This is a genomic window from Streptomyces sp. NPDC050617, assembly GCF_040654795.1.
In the GTDB taxonomy this organism is placed as follows: Bacteria; Actinomycetota; Actinomycetes; order Streptomycetales; family Streptomycetaceae; genus Streptomyces.
Map to the genome: position 1 here is coordinate 41,147 of NZ_JBFAIS010000026.1, position 22,253 is coordinate 63,399.

The following is a 22,253-nucleotide window of genomic DNA, read 5'->3' on the forward strand; positions in this document are numbered from 1 at the left end:
CCGCGATCACGGCTGCCCCAGCACATCCGCACCGGGCGGCCGTCACCGCAGCGTAGAAAGCAGGAAGCCCTGAACGCCCACCTCGACCACCGTGCCCCTCTCGTGTTCGACACACGCGAGCTGGGTCGGCGTCCCGGTGCGCTGAAGCGGGTCTCCCGCACCGTCGCCGCCCCCGCCGACCTCGGTATCGAGGTCATCGGTGTGGCGAAGGGCGCGACCGTGGAGCTGGACCTCCGGCTGGAGTCGGTCATGGAAGGGGTGCTTGTCACAGGCACCGCCCGTGCGCCGCTCACAGGGGAGTGCGTAAGGTGTCTGGAGCCGCTGGAGCGAGAGCTCGACGCGGACTTCCAGGAGATGTTCTCCTACCCCGACGCCGACGTCCGGAGCCGCACCGCGGACACCGGCGACGACGCCGAGGAAGATGAGGACACCCTCTTCATCGAGGACGACATGTTCGACCTCGAACCCGTGCTGCGTGACGCGGTGGTGCTCGCACTGCCGCTGCAGCCGGTGTGCCGGGAAGACTGCCCCGGCCTGTGCTCCGAGTGCGGGGCGCGGCTGGCGGACGACCCGGACCACCACCATGAGGCCGTCGACATCCGTTGGGCGGCTTTGCAGGGACTCGCCGGGACCATCCAGGACGGCGAGAAGGACAACGCCCCCCGCGCCAGCGGGGATGAACCTCAGGAGAAGTAGCCGTGGCTGTTCCGAAGCGGAAGATGTCGCGCAGCAACACGCGCCACCGCCGGTCGCAGTGGAAGGCTGCGGTCCCCACCCTGGTGGCGTGCGAGCGCTGCCACGAGCCGAAGCAGCAGCACATCGCGTGCCCGAGCTGCGGCACCTACAACCGCCGCCAGGTCCTCGAGGTCTGAACGGCGGGTGACAGGCTCCATGTCAGACGCTGATTCGTCGAGGAACACCTCCTCGAAAAAGACGTCGGCGGACACAGCCTCGTCCCACACGCTTCTGGAAGGGCGGCTCGGGTATCACCTTGAGTCCGCCCTTCTGGTGCGTGCGCTGACGCACCGCTCCTTCGCGTACGAGAACGGCGGGCTGCCCACCAACGAACGGCTCGAATTCCTCGGGGATTCGGTGCTCGGGCTGGTGGTCACCGACACGCTGTACCGCATCCACCCCGACCTCCCAGAGGGCCAGCTGGCCAAGCTGCGGGCCGCGGTGGTCAACTCGCGAGCGCTCGCCGAGGTCAGCCGTGGCCTCGACCTCGGCGCCTTCATCCGGCTCGGCCGCGGTGAAGAAGGAACGGGCGGCAGGGACAAGGCGTCGATCCTCGCCGACACCCTTGAGGCCGTCATCGGCGCGGTCTATCTCGACCAGGGCCTCGACGCCGCCGGCGAGCTGGTGCACCGGCTCTTCGACCCGTTGATCGCCCGCTCCTCGAACCTCGGCGCCGGCCTGGACTGGAAGACCAGCCTCCAGGAGCTCACGGCGACGGAAGGGCTCGGCGTCCCCGAGTACCTCGTCTCCGAGACCGGCCCCGACCACGAGAAGGTCTTCACGGCTGCTGCCCGCGTCGGTGGTGTCACGTACGGCACCGGCACCGGCCGCAGCAAGAAGGAAGCGGAGCAGCAGGCGGCAGAGGCCGCCTGGCGCGCGATCCAGGAGGCGGCCGAGGCCCGTGCCGCGGAGGCCGCCAAGGGATCCACCGCGGACGCGACGGACGGTGCGTCCGCCGACAGCGCACCGTCGGCCGCCGAGGGCAGCAGGCCCGCCTGACCCCTCCGCGCCCGCAGCGCGAAGGCCGAACCGCCCACCCGTCCCCGCAGGGGGAGGGGTGGGCGGAGCCGCATCCCGCCCCATTCCGCAGTTCTTTTACCCAGGAGAGAGCGTGCCCGAGCTGCCCGAGGTCGAGGTCGTCCGGCGCGGGCTGGACCGATGGGTCCGCGGCCGTACCGTCGGCTCCGTCGAGGTGCTGCACCCGCGCGCCATCCGCCGCCACGTCGCCGGCCCCGCCGACTTCGCCGCCCGGCTGACCGGCCACCGCATCGGCGAGCCGCGCCGCCGCGGCAAGTACCTCTGGCTGCCGATGGAGAGCGCCGACGCGCTCTCCGTGCTCGCGCACCTCGGCATGAGCGGCCAGCTCCTCGTCCAGCCGCACGACGCCGCCGACGAGAAGCATCTGCGTGTCCGCATCCGCTTCGCCGACGCGGACGGCACCGAGCTGCGCTTCGTCGACCAGCGCACCTTCGGCGGGCTCTCCCTGCACGACACCGTCCCCGGCGACCCGGACGGGCTCCCGGACGTCATCGCGCACATCGCCCGCGACCCGCTGGACCCCGCCTTCGACGAGGCCGCCTTCCACGCCGCGCTGCGCCGCCGCCGTACGACCGTGAAGCGCGCCCTGCTCGACCAGTCGCTGATCAGCGGCGTGGGCAACATCTACGCCGACGAGGCGCTGTGGCGTTCGCGGCTGCACTACGAGCGCCCCACCGCGACCCTCACCCGCCCCCGCAGCGCCGAACTCCTCGGCCACGTGCGCGAGGTGATGAACGCTGCCCTCGCGGTGGGCGGCACCAGCTTCGACAGCCTTTACGTCAATGTGAACGGCGAATCGGGGTACTTCGACCGCTCCCTGGACGCGTACGGGCGCGAGGACGAGCCCTGTCGCCGCTGCGGCACCGCCATGCGCCGGCGCCCCTGGATGAACCGCTCCAGCTACTTCTGCCCGCGCTGCCAGCGCCCGCCGCGCCCGGTGGCCACCGGGCGCTGATCCGGGCCCGTCATGTAGAGGCCGCTGAGGCCGCCGAGGCCCTCGGCGGACTTCAGAAGCCGAAGTCCTGGGTCCACCAGGGGCCGCCGGGGCCGAAGTGCACGCCGACGCCCAGCTTCTTGTAGTCGCAGTTGAGGATGTTCGCCTTGTGGCCGGGGCTGTGCATCCAGGTGTCCATGACGGCTTTCGCGTCCGCCTGGCCGCGCGCGATGTTCTCGCCGCCCAGGTTCCCGATGCCGCGCTTCTTGGCCCGGTCCCAGGGGCTCTTGCCGTCCGGGTCGGTGTGGGCGAAGAAGCCGCGCTCGGCCATGTCCTCGCTGAAGGCCCCGGCGAGCGCGTCGAGCTGCCCGCTCGCGGCGACCGGGCTGCAGCCGACCTTGGCGCGCTCCTGATTGACCAGGGCGAGGACCTGGCTCCGGGCCGCCGCGACGCGGCCGGTGGCGGCGGGCGCGCCCGCGCTCTGCCGGGGCGAGGCCGGGGCGGGCGCGGCGTCGCCGGTACGGGGCGGGGCCGCGGCGCGGTCCGTCGTCCCGTGGCCCGAGCGCGGGTCGGTCCCCGCTCCCTTGCCGGCCTTCTCTGCGCTCTCCCCGCTCTCCCCGGACTGCCCGGTCCGCGCGGGGGAGGGCTTGGCGGACGGCGAGGCGGGCGCCGGCGACGGCGTCAGGGACGGCGCGTGCGCGCGCTCCCCGCCGCGGCTCGCGGGCGTCGGGCCGCGGTCGGCCGGGGCCGCCGACCCGGACCCCTTGGACGCCACGGAGCCGCCGTCCGGGGAGCCGTCCGCGCGGACGTCGCCGCTCGGGCCGTCGTGCCCGCCGAAGCCGAAGTTCTCGCCGCCCGGCAGCAGGCCGGAGGTGACGGCGACCGCGCCGATCGCCATCGCGGCGGAGGCGCCCAGCAGCCCGGTCCGCACCGGAGTCCTGGCTCCGCCCCGGCCCCGGCGGCCCTCGCGGTGTCGCCCGGCGGCCGGTTCGGGGGTGGAGGAGGGAGCCGTCGAGGCGGGTGGCGAGGTGCGTCCATGGCGGCCCATGTGTACTGCCTTCCTTACGTGCCCTGCGCGTTGCCAGGCATCGACATGCGTCACTCGTACGGGTGAGTAGTCGTATCGAGCGGCGACTGTACGCCATGGTCATCGGGGCCGGCGTGCTCCGCGGGCAATTGGCCGGTTAGCGTGCGGACATGAACGAGAATGTCCGTCTGACGGCCTGGGTCCGCGGCCATGTGCAAGAGGTGGGGTTCCGGTGGTTCACCCGCGCCAACGCGCTCCGTATCGGGGAGCTCACCGGATTCGCCTCGAATCTCTCCGACGGCCGGGTGCAGGTGGTCGCGGAGGGCCCGCGGGCGGGGTGCGATCAATTGCTCGACTGGCTGCGCACCGGGGACACGCCCGGACGGGTCGACGGTGTGACGGAGATCTGGGACACACCGCGTGGCGGATACGAGGGGTTCGAGATCCGCTGAGCGCGCGGGCGCGCGTACCGGATCGAGGGGGCGCGCGGGGGGCCGGGGAGTGCGGTCCGCGGGCGTTGCCCGAGCGTCTCGGGCATATGCGAAGGGCAGAAATGACCTGATGGTTGCCAAGTGCGCCCGCCCGTGCAAGGCTGCCCCTCGACGGATGATCTCTACGCCCCCTGCGGGCCCGGGAAGAGGAAGCGCCGCGCATTGAGCCGCCGCGCGCCCCTGGGTTGCCCCTTGATACGGGGCGTGATCGTGTTGACCGTCAAACTTTTTGGTGAGACGCTGGAAGCCCCGCGCACCTTAGCTGTTTGGCATTGAACACAGTAGTGATGGCAGACACCGCGGGTGCGAATCCCTCACGACCCACACCGCTTCGGTCGGTCACTCAGTGTGGAGGACCATCCATCATGGCAAAGGCGCTTCTCGGTTACGTCGGCGGCTCCGACCCCCGAATTCTCTCCGAGATGCGACGGCTTCAGCAGCGTGTCCAGGACCTCGAATCCGAGCTCATCCGGATTCAGGCCGAGAACGACGCGCTGTACGCCGCCGCGCACCACGGCGACTCGCTGCTCGACAGCATCGACGTACCGCAGGCGGAGCCTGCGCTGGCCTGACCTCAACCCTCACCCCAGGGTAGGCCGGGCTGCAATGTCGGCCGCTTGAGAATCCGCAAGGGACGCTTCGGCGTCCCTTCGTTTTTCCGGCCGCTCCCCACCGCCTCCTCACCGTCAGATGTGCCCTGCACCATAACCGGCGAAACCGAAAAAGAAGCGGGGCGCCCCGCGCCCGCGCCGGGACCGGGCCCAGGCGGGGCCGGGCGGTAGAGTCCCACGGCGTGCATCTCAAGTCCCTGACCCTCCGAGGTTTCAAATCCTTCGCCTCGGCTACGACGCTCCGCTTCGAGCCGGGTATCACGTGCGTCGTAGGTCCCAACGGCTCCGGCAAGTCCAATGTCGTGGACGCCCTTTCCTGGGTCATGGGCGAACAAGGGGCCAAGTCGCTGCGCGGCGGCAAGATGGAAGACGTCATCTTCGCCGGAACCACCGGCCGGCCGCCGCTCGGCCGCGCCGAGGTGTCGCTGACCATCGACAACTCCGACGGCGCACTGCCCATCGACTACACGGAAGTCACCATCACGCGGATCATGTTCCGCAATGGGGGCAGCGAATACCAGCTCAATGGCGATACGTGCCGGCTGCTCGACATCCAGGAACTGCTCTTCGACTCCGGTATCGGCCGCGAAATGCACGTCATCGTCGGCCAGGGGCAGTTGGACTCCGTTCTGCACGCCGATCCGATGGGGCGGCGCGCCTTCATCGAGGAGGCGTCCGGAGTTCTCAAGCACCGCAAGCGCAAGGAGAAGGCGCTGCGGAAACTCGACGCGATGCAGGCCAATCTCTCGCGCGTACAGGATCTGACCGATGAGTTGCGCAGACAGCTCAAACCGCTCGGACGCCAGGCCGCCGTCGCACGCCGGGCGGCCGTCATCCAGGCCGATCTGCGCGACACCAGGCTGCGGCTGCTCGCGGACGACCTCGTGACCTTGCGCGAGGGGCTGCGCGCCGAGATCGAGGACGAGGCGGCGCTCAAGGCGCGCAAGGACGCCGCCGACGCCGCGCTGAAGGCGGCGCTCCAGCGTGAGGCGGAGCTGGAGGAGCGGGTGCGTACGCTCACGCCGCGGCTCCAGCGGGCCCAGCAGACCTGGCACGAGCTGTCGCAGCTCGCCGAGCGCGTACGCGGGACGATCGGGTTGGCCGACGCCCGCGTCAAGAGCGCGACCGCCGCCCCCGCCGAGGAGCGGCACGGCCGCGACCCCGAGGACATGGAGCGCGAGGCGGCCCGGATCCGCGAGACCGAGGCCGAGCTGGAGGCCGCGCTGGAGGCGGCGAGCCGGGCCCTGGACGACACGATGGAGCACCGCGCCGAACTGGAGAGCCGGCTGGCGCAGGAGGAACGGCGGCTGCGCGACGTCGCGCGCGCCATCGCCGACCGCCGCGAGGGGCTCGCCCGGCTGCACGGCCAGGTCAACGCGGCCCACGGCCGGGCCGGTTCGGCGCGCGCCGAGATCGACCGGATGGTCGCCGCGCGCGACGAGGCGCGGGAGCGGGCCGCGGCGGCCGAGGAGGAGTACGAGCAGCGGGCCGCCGAGGTCGGCGGGCTGGAGGCGGGCGACGCGGAGCTCGCCGACGAGCACGAGCGCGCCAAGCGCGAGCTGGCGGACGCCGAGGCCGCGCTGAACGAGGCGCGCGGGGCGGCGGTGGCGGCCGAGCGCGACCGCGCCGCGACCGCCGCGCGGCACGAGGCGCTGGCGCTGGGCCTGCGCCGCAAGGACGGCACGGGCGCGCTCCTCGCCGCCGGGGACCGCCTGACCGGCCTCCTCGGCCCCGCCGCCGAACTGCTGACGGTCGCCCCCGGCTTCGAGATCCCCGTCGCCGCCGCCCTGGGCGCCGCCGCCGACGCCCTCGCCGTACACGGCCCGGACACCGCCGCCGACGCGCTGCGCCTGCTGCGGGAGCAGGACGCGGGGCGCGCCGCGCTGGTGGTGGGCGCGCCGCCGGAGGGCGCGGACGAGGAGGCCGGGGGCGAGGGGATGGCGGCTGCCGTTGACGGCGCCGGCCCGGTGCCCGCCGCGCGGCTCGTCGAGGCGCCCGGCAGTCTGCTGCCCGCCGTGCGGCGGCTGTTGCGGGACGTCGTCGTGGTCGGCTCGCTCGACGACGCCGAGAAGCTGATCGCGGCGCGCCCCGAGCTGACGGCCGTGACCGGGGACGGCGATGTGCTGTCGGCGCACTTCGCGCAGGGCGGTTCGGCCGGTGCGCCGAGTCTGCTGGAGGTACAGGCGTCGGTGGACGAGGCCGCCGGGCACCTCGCGGAGCTGGCCGTACGGTGCGAGGAGCTCGCCGCCGCGGAGCGGGAGGCGGGCGAGCGGCGGGCGCGTTGGGCGGCGCGCGCCGAGGAGCTGAGCGCCCGGCGCAGCGCCGCTGACCGGGAGAAGTCGCACGTCGCGCAGGCGCTCGGGCGGCTTGGTGGACAGGCGCGGGCGGCCGCGGCGGAGGCCGAGCGGCTGGCGGCGTCCGCGGCGAAGGCCGAGGAGTCGCTCGCCGGGGCGATGGCCGAGGCCGAGGAGCTGGCCGAGCGGCTCGCCGTGGCGGAGGAGGCCGCCGCGTCCGGGGACGGCGGCGCGGAGGAGCCCGACACGTCCGTACGGGACCGGCTCGCCGCCGACGGGGCCAACGCCCGTCAGACCGAGATGGAGGCGCGGCTTCAGGTCCGTACGCATGAGGAGCGCGTGAAGGGGCTCGCGGGGCGGGCGGACGCGCTGGACCGGGGAGCGCGCGCCGAGCGTGAGGCGCGGGCGCGCGCGGAGCAGCGCCGGGCGCGGCTGCGGCACGAGGCGGCGGTGGCGGCGGCCGTCGCGGCCGGCGCCCGCCAACTGCTGGCGCACGTGGAGGTGTCGCTCGTACGGGCCGACGAGGAGCGGCGCGCCGCCGAGCAGGCGAAGGCCGGGCACGAGCAGGAGCTGATCGCCGAGCGCAACCGGGGGCGCGAGCTCTCGTCCGAGCTGGACAAGCTGACGGACTCGGTGCACCGCGGCGAGGTGCTGGGCGCGGAGAAGCGGCTGCGCATCGAGCAGCTGGAGGCGAAGGCGCTGGAGGAGCTGGGCGTCGAACCGGCGGCGCTGGTCGGCGAGTACGGGCCCGACCAGCCCGTACCGCCCTCCCCGGCGGCCGAGGGCGAGGAGCTGCCGCAGGACCCGGAGCACCCGCGCAACCAGCCGGTGCCCTATGTGCGGGCCGAGCAGGAGAAGCGGCTGAAGGCCGCCGAACGGGCGTATCAGCAGCTGGGCAAGGTGAATCCGCTCGCTCTGGAGGAGTTCGCGGCCCTGGAGGAGCGGCACAAGTTCCTGAGCGAGCAGCTTGAAGACTTGAAGAAGACCCGGACGGACCTCCTTCAAGTGATCAAGGAGGTCGATGTGCGCGTCGAGCAGGTCTTCACCGAGGCGTACCGCGACACGGCGCGGGAGTTCGAGGGCGTCTTCGGGCGGCTGTTCCCAGGCGGCGAGGGGAGGCTGGTGCTGACCGACCCCGACGACATGCTCAGCACCGGTGTGGACGTGGAGGCACGCCCGCCGGGCAAGAAGGTCAAGCGGCTGTCGCTGCTGTCCGGCGGCGAGCGGTCGCTGACGGCCGTGGCGCTGCTGGTGTCGATCTTCAAGGCGCGGCCGAGCCCGTTCTACGTGATGGACGAGGTCGAGGCGGCCCTCGACGACACCAATCTGCAGCGGCTGATCGGGATCATGGCGGAGCTCCAGGAGAGCTCCCAGCTGATCGTGATCACGCACCAGAAGCGGACGATGGAGGTCGCGGACGCGCTGTACGGGGTGTCCATGCAGGGCGACGGCGTGTCCAAGGTGATCAGCCAGCGGCTGCACTGACCGCCGGCCGGGCCCCGTCGGCGGCCCTGGTGACAGTTCCGGCGGCAGTTCTTCTACAAGCCTTCAAGCCTTGAACGTTGCAACGGAGAAAGCTCGGGGGAACTTCTTGGTCACGATCTATTGACTTCGAAACTTGAAGACATAGGCTCTGCAACGTCGCTTATACCTTCAAGTGGTGGCTTCCGGGAAGTTATGCCCCACTGGAAGGTCCAGCCCCCTACGCCCGGCAACGCGGCCGGGCCACAGGAGTTCACGTTGACCAGCACCGCGAAGGCGCAGGTTCCGGAGGGCCGCGGGGCCCAGCCGGACCATCTCGGCCATGTCATCTTCATCACCGCGGCAGCGGCGATGGGCGGCTTCCTCTTCGGTTACGACAGCTCCGTGATCAACGGCGCCGTCGAGGGCATTCGCGGCAAGTACGACATCGGCTCCGGCGCGCTCGCCCAGGTCATCGCCATCGCGCTGATCGGCTGCGCGATCGGCGCCGCCACCGCCGGCCGGATCGCGGACCGCATCGGCCGGATCCGCGTGATGCAGATCTCCGCGGTGCTCTTCACCGTCAGCGCTATCGGCTCGGCGCTCCCCTTCGCCCTGCTGGACCTGGCGTTCTGGCGGGTGCTCGGCGGCATCGCGATCGGCATGGCCTCGGTCATCGGCCCCGCCTACATCGCCGAGGTCTCGCCGCCCGCCTACCGCGGCCGCCTCGGCTCCTTCCAGCAGGCCGCCATCGTCGTCGGCATCGCGGTCTCGCAGCTGGTCAACTGGGGCATCCTCAACCTCGCCGACGGCGACCAGCGCGGCAAGCTCATCGGCCTGGAGGCATGGCAGGTCATGCTGGGCGTGATGGTGGTCCCGGCCGTCCTGTACGGGCTGCTGTCCTTCGCCATCCCCGAGTCGCCGCGCTTCCTGATCTCCGTCAACAAGATCGACAAGGCCAAGGCCGTGCTCGCCGACGTCGAGGGCGGCGGCGTCGACCTCGACACGCGCGTCGCCGAGATCCAGCACGCGATGCGCAGCGAGCACAAGTCGACCTTCAAGGACCTGCTGGGCAGCCGGGCGGGTTTCCTGCCCATCGTCTGGATCGGCATCGGCCTCTCCGTCTTCCAGCAACTCGTCGGCATCAATGTCGCGTTCTACTACTCGGCCACGCTGTGGCAGTCGGTGGGCATCGACCCGAGCGCCTCGTTCTTCTACTCCTTCACCACGTCGATCATCAACATCATCGGCACCGTGATCGCGATGATCTTCGTCGACCGCATCGGTCGCCGGCCGCTCGCGCTGATCGGCTCCGCGGGCATGGCGATCGCCCTCGCCCTGGAGGCGTGGGCCTTCTCGGCCAAGACCTCGGGCGGCACCCTGCCCAACACCGAGGGCGTCGTCGCCCTCATCGCGGCCCACTGCTTCGTGCTCTTCTTCGCCCTCTCCTGGGGCGTGGTGGTCTGGGTCTTCCTCGGCGAGATGTTCCCGAACCGCATCCGCGCCGCCGCGCTGGGCGTGGCCGCCTCCGCCCAGTGGATCGCCAACTGGGCCATCACCGCGAGCTTCCCGAGCCTGTCCGACTGGAACCTCTCGGCGACGTACCTCATCTACATGGTCTTCGCCCTGCTCTCGATCCCCTTCGTGCTCAAGTTCGTGAAGGAGACCAAGGGCAAGGCGTTGGAGGAGATGGGCTGATATCCCCGCCCTTGCCCGTCTCCTCGTATGCGGTCGCTGCCCCGGTTCGGTTCCCGAGCCGGGGCAGCGCCTGTCCTCAGTCCGCCAGCCGCGGCAGTACCTGCTCGGCGAACAGCCGCAGGCTCCGCCACCCCTCCTCGACCGGCATGCCGCCGCACAGCGGGTGCAGCACCAGCCCCGACCCGTCGTCGCCGCGCTCCCGCGCGAGGGCCGCGCACTCCTCGGGGGTGACGATCCGGTAGACGCCCTCGCGGCGCAGCCCCTCGACGTCGTCGGCGGCGGACCGCACCGCCGAGCGGATGTCCGACGACTGCCAGGACGCGTACGTACGGGCCTCGTGCAGCAGATGCGCGCCGTGCTCCGCCCACGCCCGGTCCACGTCCTCGGCGATGTGCAGCAGCGGCGTGTCGGCGGCGGGCATCAGCACCCAGCCCTCGGTCCCGTACTCCGCGCACCGGTCCTTGTAATACGCCTCCAGCTCCGGCAGATGCGCGCTCGGGAACAGCGGCAGCCCGAACCGGGCCGCCCGCCGCGCCGCGGGCTTGGAGGCCCCGCCGACGAGCAGCAGCGGATGCGGCTGCGTGTACGGGCGCGGGGTCACCCGGACCGTCCGCCCCCGGTACGTGAAGGGCTCGCCGGTCCACGCCGCGAGCAGCGTCTCCAGCGCGTCGTCCTGGAGCCGGCCCCGGTGCTCCCAGGCGCGGCCGTGCGCGGCGTACTCCTCCGGGCGGTAGCCGATCCCGGCGACGGTCACCAGCCGGCCGCCGCTGAGCAGGTCCAGGACGGCCAGGTCCTCGGCGAGCCGCAGCGGGTCGTAGAGCGGGGTGACGATCGCGCAGAGCGTCACGGCGATGCGGCGGGTGGCGCCGAGCACCGCGCCCGCGAAGGCGATCGGCGAGGGCATCCAGCCGTTGTCCGTGCCGTGGTGCTCCTCCGTCTGCACGGTGGTGATGCCGTGCTCGTCGGCGTACACGGCCATGTCCACGGCGGCGCGATAGCGCTCGGACAGACTCTGCGGAGTGGCGGCGGGATCGACGAGATTGAACCGAACGACCGTGGTGGGCATGGCAGACGTCCCCTTCGCCGTGGGTGGCAGAAGGGGACGCTAGCCGAGAGCTGATCAATTGAACAGAGCGCCTGCGAGCGCCCGTTCCCAGGCTCGGGCCCGATGGCTCAGGCCGGGCTCAGGCCGGTCTCAGGCCGGGACCTTCGTGCGGGGCGCGGGCTCCTGACCGGTCTCCGCCGCCCCCTCGCGGGGCTTCGGCAGGGCCAGCGAGAGCACCGCGGCGATCACGATCGTCGTCGCCCAGCCGAGGCCGTGCTGCCCGATCCAGGTGTCGGCCAGCGGCCCGGTGAACCAGTCGACCTTGGTGAAGCACAGGCCCGCGACCAGCGCCACGAACCACGCCGTCATCGCCTGCCAGCAGAAGCCGCCCAGGTACCAGTAGCGGCTGGTGCGGCCGGTGTCCATCAGCGCGTCCGGGTCGTACCGCAGCGAGCGGCCCCGGCGGCGCGCCATGTCGACGGCGTAGACGCCGATCCACGCGGAGAAGGAGACCGCGAGCAGGGTCAGGAAGGCGATGAACGAGCCCAGGAAGCTCTTCGCCACCAGCATCAGCAGCAGACCGCCGACCAGGGAGATGATCGCGTTGATCGATACGGCCATGGCGCGCGGCAGCTTGACGCCCATGGTCTGCGCCGTGAACCCGGCCGAGTACATCGACAGGCTGTTGATCAGCAGCATGCCCACCAGCGCGGTGATCAGATACGGCACCGCGATCCAGGTCGGCAGGATGTCGCCGAGGAAGGAGACCGGGTCCGGGGCCGAGGCGAGGTCGGGGGTGGCGACCGCCATGACGGCGCCCATCAGCACCATCGGCGCCATGACCAGGCCCGCGCCCGAGACCGTCACGCCGACGATCTTCTTGCCCGAGGCGGCGTGCGGCAGGTAGCGGGCGAAGTCGGGGCCGGTGGGCACCCAGCTGATGCCGCCCGCGGCGATGGTGCCGACGCCCGCGATCATCATGGCCGTGGTCCCGGCGGGCTTGGAGAAGACCTCGCTCCAGGCCATGTTGGCGATCAGATAGACCAGCACCAGCACGCTGAAGACGCCGAAGAGGTACGTCGACCACTTGTTGCAGACGTTGAGCGCCTTGCGGCCCATGCCGCTCACCAGGAAGGTGCAGGCGACGAAGGCGACGAGGGTGACGACGATCAGCGCGGTGTTGCTCTTGACGCCGAAGAGCAGGTCGAGGACGGTCAGCACGGCGTACGCGCCGGTGACCGCGTTGATGGTCTCCCAGCCGAAGCGGGCCACCCACAGGATCGCGCCCGGGAAGTAGTTGCCGCGGACGCCGAAGGCGGCGCGGGAGAGCAGCGCGCCCGGCGCGCCGCCCCATTTGCCGGACACCGACAACACGCCCACCATGCCGAACGACACGACGGCCGCGCACACGGCGACGATCAGCACCTGCCAGAAGTTCAGCTTGTTGAAGACCACCAGGGACGCGCCCATGGTGAGCAGCAGCACGCTGATATTGGCGGCGACCCATGTCGGGAAGAGCTCGCGGACCTTTCCGTGGCGCTCATGGTCCGGCACGGGCTCGATGCCGCGGATCTCGATGGCGCCTTCGAAATCGGCGGTGGACGCGTTGGCCGCTGAGGCCGTGTTGGACGCTGTGTCCATGGTTCGGACTCCGTGCATGGGATGCAGTGGCGAGATGCCTGGTCAGCGGGGGGACGGTGGGACTCTACGCGCGTTGCATCGTGCCACACCATCGTAGTTTGCTCCAACTTTGGGCGGTTGGCCGCTTTGGTCCTCCGCCTAGCCGGAGGCCGGGACAGACCGGGACGGATGCCCCTGACGGTCCGGATCGCCGTGCGCCCATGGGCGAGCTGCCGCCGCTAAGCGGAACTGGAGGTTCCCACGAGTGGCACCGTATCCGGCCGTCGGACACGCGCCCGGCGGCCGGGCGCGCCGGCCCGGCCGCCAGGTCTCGATCCGGACTCGGGGGCCCCTCGCGCCGGTCGATACGCGCCGTCCCGTGCGCGGCCCGGCCGAGAACTCCGTACGTGGCCGATACTGGGTCCGTTATGGACATCGTCATCCTTGCTGTAGTCATCGCTGTGGTCGCGCTCGCCGCGATCAGCGGGCTCGTGGTCAGCAGCCGCAAAAAGAAGCAGCTGCCGCCGGCCCCGCCGAGCAGCCCGTCCGTCACCACGCCGCCCGCCGAGCCGCAGGTCGGCGAGGAAGCCGATACCGCGCGCGAGGAACCGCGCCGGACCATTGAGGAGGTGGACCTGCCGGCGGCCGAGGCCCCGGCCCCCGCTGCCGAGGCGCCCGTCGCCGAGGAGCCCGCGGCGCCCGCTATCGAGGTGCCCGAGCCCACCGCGGGCCGCCTGGTGCGGCTCCGCTCCCGGCTCTCCCGCTCGCAGAACTCCCTGGGGAAGGGGCTGCTCACGCTGCTCTCCCGCGAGCACCTCGACGAGGACACCTGGGAGGAGATCGAGGAGACCCTGCTGGTCGCCGACGTGGGCGTCGCCCCCACCCAGGAGCTCGTCGACCGGCTGCGCGAGCGCGTGAAGGTGCTCGGCACCCGCACCCCGCAGGAACTGCGGGGCCTGCTGCGCGAGGAACTGCTGACCCTCGTCGGCCCCGACCTCGACCGCACGGTCCACACCGAGAGCGGCGTCAGCGAGAGCGGCGCGGAGAAGCCCGGCGTCGTCATGGTCGTCGGCGTCAACGGCACCGGCAAGACCACCACCACCGGCAAGCTCGCGCGCGTCCTCGTCGCCGACGGCAAGTCCGTCGTGCTCGGCGCGGCCGACACGTTCCGCGCCGCCGCCGCCGACCAGCTCCAGACCTGGGGCGAGCGCGTCGGCGCCCGTACGGTCCGCGGGCCCGAGGGCGGCGACCCCGCGTCGATCGCCTTCGACGCGGTGAAGGAGGGCATCGCCGAGAGCGCCGACGTCGTCCTCATCGACACCGCCGGCCGGCTGCACACCAAGACCGGGCTCATGGACGAGCTGGGCAAGGTCAAGCGGGTCGTGGAGAAGCACGGCTCCGTGGACGAGGTGCTGCTGGTGCTCGACGCCACCACCGGCCAGAACGGCCTGGTGCAGGCGCGGGTGTTCGCGGAGGTCGTGGACATCACCGGCATCGCGCTGACCAAGCTGGACGGCACCGCCAAGGGCGGCATCGTCGTGGCGGTCCAGCGCGAACTGGGCGTGCCGGTGAAGCTGGTCGGCCTCGGCGAGGGCGCGGACGACCTCGCGCCGTTCGAGCCGGAGGCCTTCGTCGACGCGCTGATCGGCGAGTGACGGCCGGCGGCTGACGGCCGCCGCACATACGGAACCGCCGCGTTATGCGGAGAAGAGTGGAAAAGAAAGGGCCCCGTCGCACGTACAACTGCGACGGGGCCCTTCTCGTATTCCGATCTCGTATTCCGACGGCCGGTTCCAGCGGCCGGTCCCGATGGCCGGTTCAGGCGGCTGGATCCGACCGCTGGTTCCGGCCGCTGCTTCAGGCGCAGAAGCGTGACCCCGCGCGGTGGCTGACGTAGGCCAGCGTGCCCACCAGGAGCCGGGCCTGGGGCGGGCAGCCCGCGGTGTCCAGCGTCGGCGGGCGCAGCCAGCGCATCGGCCCGAGGCCGGCGAAGTCGGAGGGCGGCGCGGTGACATGGTCGCCGGGGCCCAGGCAGCGCAGGTCGAGCCCGGCGTCGTCCCAGCCCATGCGGTAGAGCAGCGCGGGGAGTTCGGCCGCCGCGCCGGGGGCGACGAAGAACAGCGCGCGTCCGTGGGGGGTGGCGGCGACCGGGCCGAGCGGCAGCCCCATCCGCTCCAGCCGGACCAGCGCGTGCAGGCCGGCCGGCTCCGCCACCTCCAGCACCTCGAAGGCGCGGCCGACCGGCAGCAGCACCGCCGCGCCGGGGACCTCGGCCCAGGCGGCGGTCGCCTCGTCGAGGGTGGCCCCCGCCGCGACCCGCGGGGCGAAGTGCAGCGGGTGGGCGCCGGGGGAGGGGCAGTCGGCGACGCCGCAGGAGCAGTCCGTACGGCCATCGGATCCGTGGCGCGAGGCGCGGGCGCCGGGCGCCACGTCCCATCCCCACAGGCCGGTGTACTCCGCCACTGTCATCGCTGTCATGGCACACCCGGTCGCGCGTGCGCGCCGCCGGGTACCGGAACGCATGTCCCGGATACCGCCGATCGTGAAGCCCATGCTCCCTCCAACGGGTCGTCTTCAGTGATGGTTACGACCCGGAGTCTTGCGAACACGCACGGTTGCCGACACCCGTTCGTGGGGGGCGTGAGGCGGTGCGGCCGGTAGTGCGAAGTGACGGCCGCGCTCCCGTGCGCCTCACTGCGCCAGCTCCTGATCTTCCCGGGCCAAGTCAATCGCGCGGAGTGGCGCGGGGGTCCATTCGGTGGGGTGGCGAATGGTGGCGATTGCCGGAACGGCCTCGCGGTGTCCGTGATCGTAGGATTACTTTCGGTGCATGAACCCCGGAGGTGCCCACGCGGGTATGCCGGAGGCATGACGCCTCGTCGGAACGGCTGTTTACATTCAGTCGAGTCGGTGCATCACCGGACAGGAAGTCGCAGGAGGCGGCATTCTGTTGGCGGTTCGCGCACAGCACAGTCGGAATGGGGGCCTTCCAGTGGGCGGCAACGGCAGCGGGAGTGGCAGCGCTGACAAGCGCCCCAACGAGCAGTTGGGTTCATGGTTCCTGCGCAGCGGCTGGTCCAAGGGTGAACTAGCCCGCCAAGTCAACAGGGGGGCCCGTCAGTTGGGCGCCCATCACATCAGTACGGACACCTCGCGGGTGCGCCGCTGGCTCGACGGCGAGCAGCCGCGCGAGCCGATCCCGAAGATCCTCTCCGAGCTGTTCTCCGAGCGGTTCGGCTGCGTCGTGGGCATCGAGGACCTCGGCCTGCGCGCCGCGCACCAGTCGCCGTCGGTCTCCGGTGTGGACCTGCCCTGGGCGGGCCCGCAGACCGTCTCCCTGATCAGTGAGTTCTCGCGCAGCGACCTGATGCTCGCGCGGCGCGGCTTCCTCGGCACGTCGCTGGCGCTCGCCGCCGGGCCCGCCCTCATCGAGCCGATGCAGCGCTGGCTGGTCCCCGGCCCCGCCGGTCACGACGCCGCGCGCGCCGTCGCGGCGGCGGACTCCTCCGACCGCTCCCGGCGCGCTTCCCGGCTCTCCCAGCCGGAGCTGGAGCTGCTGGAGTCCACGACGATGATGTTCCGCCAGTGGGACGCCCAGTGCGGCGGCGGACTGCGGCGCAAAGCCGTCGTCGGCCAACTGCACGAAGTCACCGACCTGTTGCAGGAGTCGCAGCCCAAGGAGACGTCCCAGCGGCTGTTCAAGGTCGCCGCCGAGCTGGCGGAGCTGGCCGGCTGGATGAGCTACGACATAGGGCTCCAGCCCACGGCGCAGAAGTACTTCGTCCTCGCGCTGCACGCCGCGAAGGAGGCGGGCGACCGCCCCCTGGGCTCGTACGTGCTCTCCAGCATGAGCCGCCAGATGATCCATCTGGGCCGCCCGGACGACGCGTTGGAGCTGATCCACCTCGCGCAGTACGGCTCCCGGGAGCAGGCCACCTCCCGTACGACCGCGATGCTGTACGCGATGGAGGCCCGCGCGTACGCCAACGCCGGGCAGCCCGCGAAGTGCAAGCGCGCCGTGAACATGGCAGAGGACGCCTTCGGGGACTGCACGCCGGACGAGGGCGACCCCGACTGGATCCGCTTCTTCTCCGAGGCCGAGCTGAACGCGGAGAGCGCCCACTCCTTCCGCGACCTCGCCTATGTGGCGGGCCGCAGCCCCACCTACGCGCACCTGGCGTTCCCGAAGATGGAACGCGCCGTCGAGCTCTTCGGAAAGGACGCCGAGCACCAGCGGTCGTACGCGCTCAACCTCATCGGAATGTCGACGGTCCATCTGATGCAGCGCGAACCGGAGCAGTCCGCCCAACTCGCGGGCAAGGCGCTGAAGATCGCCAAGCGGGTGCGCTCGGAGCGGGTGAACAACCGGCTCCGCAAGACCATCGACACGGCGGTCCGCGACTTCGGTGAGGTCGCCGCGGTCGTCGACCTCACCGAGAAGCTCGCCGTCGAGCTGCCGGACGCCACGGACGCGGCGCAGGCGATCTGACGCGAGTGACCTGACGCGGGGGATCTGACGCAGGGGAGAGGGCGCCCCCGGCCCTGGTGTCTGTCGCCCGTTCCGATGACCGCCCTTCGACGGCCGCCCCTGGCCACCGCCCCCGATGTCCGCCCTTCGACGACCGCACGGCCCCATGGATTCCGGCCGCGGTGACCACCCCGTACAGCCCGACTCGGCTCCCCCACGCCAGGTCAACCGGGTGGTCGCCGCGGTCGGTCTTTTCGCGCGGGCGGGTCCGCGGGACTGGGCGCGGGGCGCCGTCCGGTGATTCATCCACTCGTAACACGCCCGCGCTCTTCGTCACCGCGGTGAAACACGCGGGCGCATCGGCGGAAACCGCGCTGCGCCAGCCTCGTGGCGTCAGCCGGCCCACCGAGTCCCTGCCCGTACGGGGGCCGCCCGCCCCGAGGAGACGTCGACGTTGAATGGCGCAGATACCGCGTTCGTCTTGATCAGTGCCGCGCTCGTGATGCTGATGACCCCCGGCCTGGCCTTCTTCTACGGGGGCATGGTGCGGGTGAAGAGTGCCCTGAACATGCTGATGATGTCGTTCATCTCGCTGGGCATCGTCTCCGTGCTGTGGGTGCTCTACGGCTACTCCCTCGCGTTCGGCGACGACAGCGGCGCCGGGCTGATCGGCGGCCTCGACCACATCGGCCTCTCCGGCATCGACGCCGGGACGCTGACCGGCGGGAAGACCGGTATCCCCGTCTTCGCCTTCGCCCTCTTCCAGCTGATGTTCGCGGTGATCACGCCAGCGCTGATGAGCGGAGCACTCGCGGACCGGGTGAAGTTCAGCGCGTGGGCGCTGTTCATCACCCTGTGGGTGACGGTCGTCTACTTCCCGGTCGCGCACTGGGTGTGGCAGCCGGACGGCTGGCTCTACCAGCTCCAGGTCATCGACTTCGCGGGCGGCACGGCGGTCCATATCAACGCGGGCGTGGGCGGCCTCGCCGCGGTCCTGGTCGTCGGAAAGCGCATCGGCTTCAAGAAGGACCCGATGCGGCCGCACAGCCTGCCCCTGGTGATGCTGGGCGCGGGGCTGCTGTGGTTCGGCTGGTTCGGCTTCAACGCGGGCTCGGCGCTGGCCGCCGACGGCACCGCCGCGACCATGGCGCTCAACACCCAGGTCGCGACCGCCGCCGCGATGCTCGGCTGGCTGGGCTACGAGCGCGTCCGGCACGGCGCGTTCACCACCCTGGGGGCCGCGTCCGGCGCGGTCGCGGGACTGGTCGCCATCACCCCGTCCGGCGCCGCCGTGAACGCGATGGGCGCGATCGTCATCGGCGTCGTCGCCGGAACCGCCTGCTCCTGGGCCGTCAGCCTCAAATACCGGCTGGGGTTCGACGATTCGCTCGACGTGGTCGGCGTCCACCTGGTCGGCGGCGTCATCGGCACCCTCCTCGTCGGCGTCCTCGCCGTCGACGGCGTCGGCGGCGCGGTCCAGCTCGGCCGGCAGGCCGCCGGGGCGTTCGCGGTGATGGCGTACTCCTTCGCGCTCTCGTGGCTCCTCGCCAAGTTCGTCGACCGGATGATCGGCTTCCGGGCGGCCGAGGACGACGAGACCAGCGGCGTCGACCAGGCGTTCCACGCGGAGGCCGCCTATGACTTCAGCGCGGTGGGCGGGGTCGCGCAGTCCCGCGGCACCGCGCCGACCGCCGCGCCGGCCGGCGGCTCCGCCGCCCGGCCAACGGAGAAGAAGGTGGACGCATGAAGCTCATCACCGCGGTCGTCAAGCCGCACCGGCTCGACGAGGTCAAGGAAGCCCTCCGGGCCGCGGGCGTGCAGGGACTGACGGTTACCGAGGCGAGCGGCTACGGCCGGCAGCGCGGCCACACCGAGGTCTACCGCGGCGCGGAGTACACCATCGACCTCGTGCCGAAGGTCCGTATCGAGGTGCTGGTCGAGGACGATGACGCCGAGCAGGTCATCGAAGCGATCGTCAAGGCGGCCCGCACGGGCAAGATCGGCGACGGCAAGGTGTGGTCCGTGCCCGTGGACACGGCCGTACGGGTACGGACCGGGGAGCGCGGGCCGGACGCGGTGTAGCGCGTCCGGAGGGCGCGAGCGGGGCGGCCCGGCGGGGAGGCCGCGAAGGGGGCGGGACGGAGCGGAACAGGGACGCGGTACGGGCACAGGGAGCCGGAATTGACGGACAGCACCGATAGCGCCGACTGCGCGGACAGCGTACGGACGAGGACCGGCGGCGATCCGCTGCCCGGCGGCTACGCGGCGGCCCGGCTGCGGCTCCTCCACGAGAGCTCGACGGCCGGGCCGCCGCGCCGCGCCGCCCTCGCGGCGCTCACCGACGCGTGGCTGGGCGCGCTCCTCGGCCCGGCCCCGTCCGCCGCGCTCGTCGCCGTCGGCGGCTACGGGCGCGGCGAGCTCTCCCCGCGCAGCGACCTCGACGTCCTGCTGCTGCACGACGGTTCGGCGGACGCGAGGGAGATCGCGGCCCTCGCCGACCGCGTCTGGTACCCGGTGTGGGACATGGGCCTCGCCCTCGACCACTCCGTGCGCACCCCGGCCGAGGCCCGCAGGGCGGCGGCCCGCGACCTCAAGGTGCACCTCGGGCTGCTCGACGCCCGGCACCTCGCGGGCGACGCGGCCCTGACCGCCGCCCTGCGCTCCACCGCCTACGCCGACTGGCGCGCCCAGGCCCCCGGACGGCTGCCGGAGCTCGCCGAACTGTGCGCGGAACGGGCCCGCCGCTACGGGGAGTTGAGGTTCCTGCTGGAGCCCGACCTCAAGGAGGCGCGCGGCGGACTGCGGGACGCGACCGCGCTACGGGCCGTCGCCGCGTCCTGGATCGCGGACGCGCCGCGCGAGGGGCTGGAGGAGGCCCGTACGCGGCTGCTGGACACGCGCGACGCGCTGCACCTCGCCACGGGCCGGGCGACGGACCGGCTCGCGCTGCAGGAGCAGCGGCAAGTGGCCGCGGACCTCGGCGTGCTGGACGCGGACACGCTGCTGCGGCGGGTGTACGAGTCCGCGCGCGCCGTGTCGTACGCGAGCGACGTGACCTGGCGCGAGGTGGAACGCGTGCTGCGGGCCCGCTCCGCGCGGCCCCGGCTGCGGGGGCTGCTGGGCGGCCGGGGAGCGGCGGAGGGTGAGCGCAGCCCGCTCGCGGAGGGCGTCGTCGAGCAGGAGGGCGAGGTCGTACTCGCCCGTACCGCGCGGCCCGACCGGGACCCGGTGCTGCCGCTGCGGGCCGCCGCTGCTGCCGCGCAGTCCGGGCTGCCGCTCTCGCCGCACGCCGTCCGCCGGTTCGCCGCGCCCACGGCGGCGCCGATGCCCGTGCCGTGGCCGGCCGAGGCCCGTGAGGCGCTCGTCACCCTGCTCGGCGCGGGGGAGCCGACCGTTCCGGTCTGGGAGGCGCTCGAAGCGGAGGGCGTCGTCTCCCGGTTGCTGCCGGACTGGGAACGGGTCCGCTGCCGCCCGCAGCGCAACCCCGTGCACCGCTGGACCGTCGACCGCCACCTGGTCGAGACGGCCGTACGGGCCGCCGCGCTGACCCGCCGCGTCGGCCGCCCCGATCTGCTGCTGGTCGCCGCGCTGCTGCACGACATCGGCAAGGGGTGGCCCGGCGACCACTCGGCGTCGGGCGAGACGATCGCCCGCGACGTGGCCGTGCGCCTGGGCTTCGACCGGGCGGACACCGCCGTCCTGGCCGCGCTCGTACGCCATCATTTGCTGCTGATCGACACGGCCACGCGCCGCGACCTCGACGATCCGGCGACCGTACGGGCCGTGGCGGAGGCGGTCGGGAGCGGCGCCGCCCTGGAGCTGCTGCACGCCCTGACGGAGGCGGACGCGCTGGCCACCGGGCCCGCCGCGTGGAGCGCCTGGCGCGCCTCGCTCGTGGCGGACCTGGTCAAGCGCGTCGCGGCGGCCCTGGCGGGCGAGCCGGTCGCGGAGCGCGCCGAGCCGCGGGCGCCCACGGCGGAGCACGAGCGCCTCGCCGTCGAGGCGTGGCGCACGGGCGGCCCGGTCCTGGCGCTGCGCACCCGAAGGGACGAGGGGGAGAGGCCGGCCGGTGCGGGCGGTGTCGAGCCGGCGGCCGTTGGAGCGGCGGGCGTCGAGCCGGTGGGTGTCGAGTTGCTCATCGCGGTGCCCGACCAGCCGGGCGTGCTGCCCGCGGCGGCGGGCGTGCTGGCCCTGCACCGGCTGACGGTACGGGCCGCCGACCTGCGGGCCGTCGAGGTGCCGCCGGCGGCCGCGGGCCCGGCCGCGACCGGCGCGGAGGTCCTGCTGCTCCGGTGGCGGGTCGCCGCCGAGTACGGCTCGCTGCCGCAGGCGGTCCGGCTCCGCGACGACCTGGTGCGCGCGCTGGCGGGCACGCTGGACATCGCGGCCCGGCTGGCGGAGCGGGAGGCCGCCTACGGCAAGCGGCGGCGGCAGGTGCACGCGCCGCCACCGACGGCGGCCGTCGTGCCCGGCGGCTCCCGGCTCGCGACGGTCCTAGAGGTACGCGCCCAGGACGCTCCCGGCCTGCTGCACCGCATCGGGCGGGCGCTGGAGGACGCCGGGGTCACCGTCCGCAGCGCCCATGTCTCGACGCTGGGGGCGAACGCGGTGGACGCCTTCTACGTGACCGGTCCGCGGGGCGTCCCGCTGGGCGGTGTGGAGGCCGCGGAACTGGCCCGTACCGTGCAGGGAGCGCTGGGCGGCTGACCGTACCCCGGAGGGCCGGATACCCTTGGGGGCGCGACGTACTCGACCTGCTGACAACAGTCAGGCTCTCGTCCTGACCACCGGCACGACGAGACCGGCGAACGGCTTCCGACCCGAAGGATCT

General features: G+C 72.6%; 17 protein-coding genes. 13 read left to right on the plus strand and 4 right to left on the minus strand.

What is annotated here, in order from left to right:
• Nucleotides 1–102: 102 nt before the first annotated feature.
• The 4 genes from AB0I49_RS28815 (at nucleotide 103) to mutM (ending at nucleotide 2,728) form a co-directional block, all read left to right on the plus strand.
• The gene (locus AB0I49_RS28815; protein WP_363230036.1) at nucleotides 103–696 is read left to right on the plus strand and encodes a YceD family protein; all 594 of its coding nucleotides are present in this window, start codon (nucleotides 103–105) and stop codon (nucleotides 694–696) included.
• A 2-nt stretch (nucleotides 697–698) separates the two neighbouring features.
• On the plus strand, nucleotides 699–872 hold the full coding sequence (gene rpmF, locus AB0I49_RS28820) for a 50S ribosomal protein L32 (RefSeq protein WP_009714764.1): 174 nt from the start codon (nucleotides 699–701) through the stop codon (nucleotides 870–872).
• Between the two features lie 19 nt (nucleotides 873–891).
• A complete protein-coding gene (rnc, locus tag AB0I49_RS28825) occupies nucleotides 892–1,734 on the plus strand; it encodes a ribonuclease III (protein WP_363230037.1) in 843 nt (280 codons plus the stop codon).
• Nucleotides 1,735–1,846: 112 nt separating this feature from the next.
• Complete coding sequence (gene mutM, locus AB0I49_RS28830; protein WP_363230038.1) at nucleotides 1,847–2,728, plus strand: bifunctional DNA-formamidopyrimidine glycosylase/DNA-(apurinic or apyrimidinic site) lyase; 882 nt, start codon at nucleotides 1,847–1,849, stop codon at nucleotides 2,726–2,728.
• Nucleotides 2,729–2,780: 52 nt separating this feature from the next.
• Here mutM and AB0I49_RS28835 read toward each other — a convergent pair whose 3' ends face one another.
• A complete protein-coding gene (locus tag AB0I49_RS28835) occupies nucleotides 2,781–3,755 on the minus strand; it encodes a CAP domain-containing protein (protein ID WP_363230039.1) in 975 nt (324 codons plus the stop codon).
• Nucleotides 3,756–3,904: 149 nt separating this feature from the next.
• On the opposite strand from AB0I49_RS28835, the gene AB0I49_RS28840 reads away from it, so the two are divergent.
• The 4 genes from AB0I49_RS28840 (at nucleotide 3,905) to AB0I49_RS28855 (ending at nucleotide 10,289) form a co-directional block, all read left to right on the plus strand.
• The gene (locus tag AB0I49_RS28840) at nucleotides 3,905–4,186 is read left to right on the plus strand and encodes an acylphosphatase (protein ID WP_363230040.1); all 282 of its coding nucleotides are present in this window, start codon (nucleotides 3,905–3,907) and stop codon (nucleotides 4,184–4,186) included.
• A gap of 404 nt (nucleotides 4,187–4,590) precedes the next feature.
• A complete protein-coding gene (locus AB0I49_RS28845; RefSeq protein ID WP_363230041.1) occupies nucleotides 4,591–4,797 on the plus strand; it encodes a hypothetical protein in 207 nt (68 codons plus the stop codon).
• 221 nt (nucleotides 4,798–5,018) lie between these two features.
• Nucleotides 5,019–8,615 (plus strand): chromosome segregation protein SMC, encoded by a 3,597-nt coding sequence (gene smc / locus AB0I49_RS28850; protein ID WP_363230042.1) that lies wholly within the window; start codon nucleotides 5,019–5,021, stop codon nucleotides 8,613–8,615.
• Nucleotides 8,616–8,807: 192 nt separating this feature from the next.
• On the plus strand, nucleotides 8,808–10,289 hold the full coding sequence (locus AB0I49_RS28855) for a sugar porter family MFS transporter (protein WP_363230043.1): 1,482 nt from the start codon (nucleotides 8,808–8,810) through the stop codon (nucleotides 10,287–10,289).
• A gap of 76 nt (nucleotides 10,290–10,365) precedes the next feature.
• Here AB0I49_RS28855 and AB0I49_RS28860 read toward each other — a convergent pair whose 3' ends face one another.
• Together AB0I49_RS28860 and AB0I49_RS28865 are read right to left on the minus strand one after the other, a co-directional pair.
• On the minus strand, nucleotides 10,366–11,355 hold the full coding sequence (locus AB0I49_RS28860; protein ID WP_363230044.1) for an LLM class flavin-dependent oxidoreductase: 990 nt from the start codon (nucleotides 11,353–11,355) through the stop codon (nucleotides 10,366–10,368).
• A gap of 129 nt (nucleotides 11,356–11,484) precedes the next feature.
• Nucleotides 11,485–12,975 (minus strand): cytosine permease, encoded by a 1,491-nt coding sequence (locus AB0I49_RS28865; protein ID WP_363230045.1) that lies wholly within the window; start codon nucleotides 12,973–12,975, stop codon nucleotides 11,485–11,487.
• Nucleotides 12,976–13,382: 407 nt separating this feature from the next.
• On the opposite strand from AB0I49_RS28865, the gene ftsY reads away from it, so the two are divergent.
• Nucleotides 13,383–14,609 (plus strand): signal recognition particle-docking protein FtsY, encoded by a 1,227-nt coding sequence (gene ftsY, locus AB0I49_RS28870; protein WP_363230046.1) that lies wholly within the window; start codon nucleotides 13,383–13,385, stop codon nucleotides 14,607–14,609.
• Between the two features lie 202 nt (nucleotides 14,610–14,811).
• On the opposite strand, the gene AB0I49_RS28875 is transcribed toward ftsY, so the two are convergent.
• Nucleotides 14,812–15,507, minus strand: a complete 696-nt coding sequence (locus AB0I49_RS28875; RefSeq protein ID WP_363230047.1) for a bifunctional DNA primase/polymerase — start codon at nucleotides 15,505–15,507, stop codon at nucleotides 14,812–14,814.
• A 439-nt stretch (nucleotides 15,508–15,946) separates the two neighbouring features.
• On the opposite strand from AB0I49_RS28875, the gene AB0I49_RS28880 reads away from it, so the two are divergent.
• The 4 genes from AB0I49_RS28880 (at nucleotide 15,947) to AB0I49_RS28895 (ending at nucleotide 22,129) form a co-directional block, all read left to right on the plus strand.
• Complete coding sequence (locus AB0I49_RS28880; RefSeq protein ID WP_363230048.1) at nucleotides 15,947–17,443, plus strand: hypothetical protein; 1,497 nt, start codon at nucleotides 15,947–15,949, stop codon at nucleotides 17,441–17,443.
• Nucleotides 17,444–17,876: 433 nt separating this feature from the next.
• Nucleotides 17,877–19,169 carry an ammonium transporter gene (locus AB0I49_RS28885; protein WP_363230049.1) on the plus strand — a complete coding sequence of 431 codons (1,293 nt, stop codon included), beginning with the start codon at nucleotides 17,877–17,879 and terminating at the stop codon, nucleotides 19,167–19,169.
• Nucleotides 19,166–19,504: a P-II family nitrogen regulator gene (locus AB0I49_RS28890; protein ID WP_363230050.1), complete on the plus strand. Its 339-nt coding sequence runs from the start codon at nucleotides 19,166–19,168 to the stop codon at nucleotides 19,502–19,504. Before AB0I49_RS28885 ends, AB0I49_RS28890 begins: the two co-directional genes overlap by 4 nt.
• Before the next feature lie 165 nt (nucleotides 19,505–19,669).
• A complete protein-coding gene (locus AB0I49_RS28895) occupies nucleotides 19,670–22,129 on the plus strand; it encodes a [protein-PII] uridylyltransferase (protein WP_363230103.1) in 2,460 nt (819 codons plus the stop codon).
• Nucleotides 22,130–22,253 lie beyond the last annotated feature (124 nt).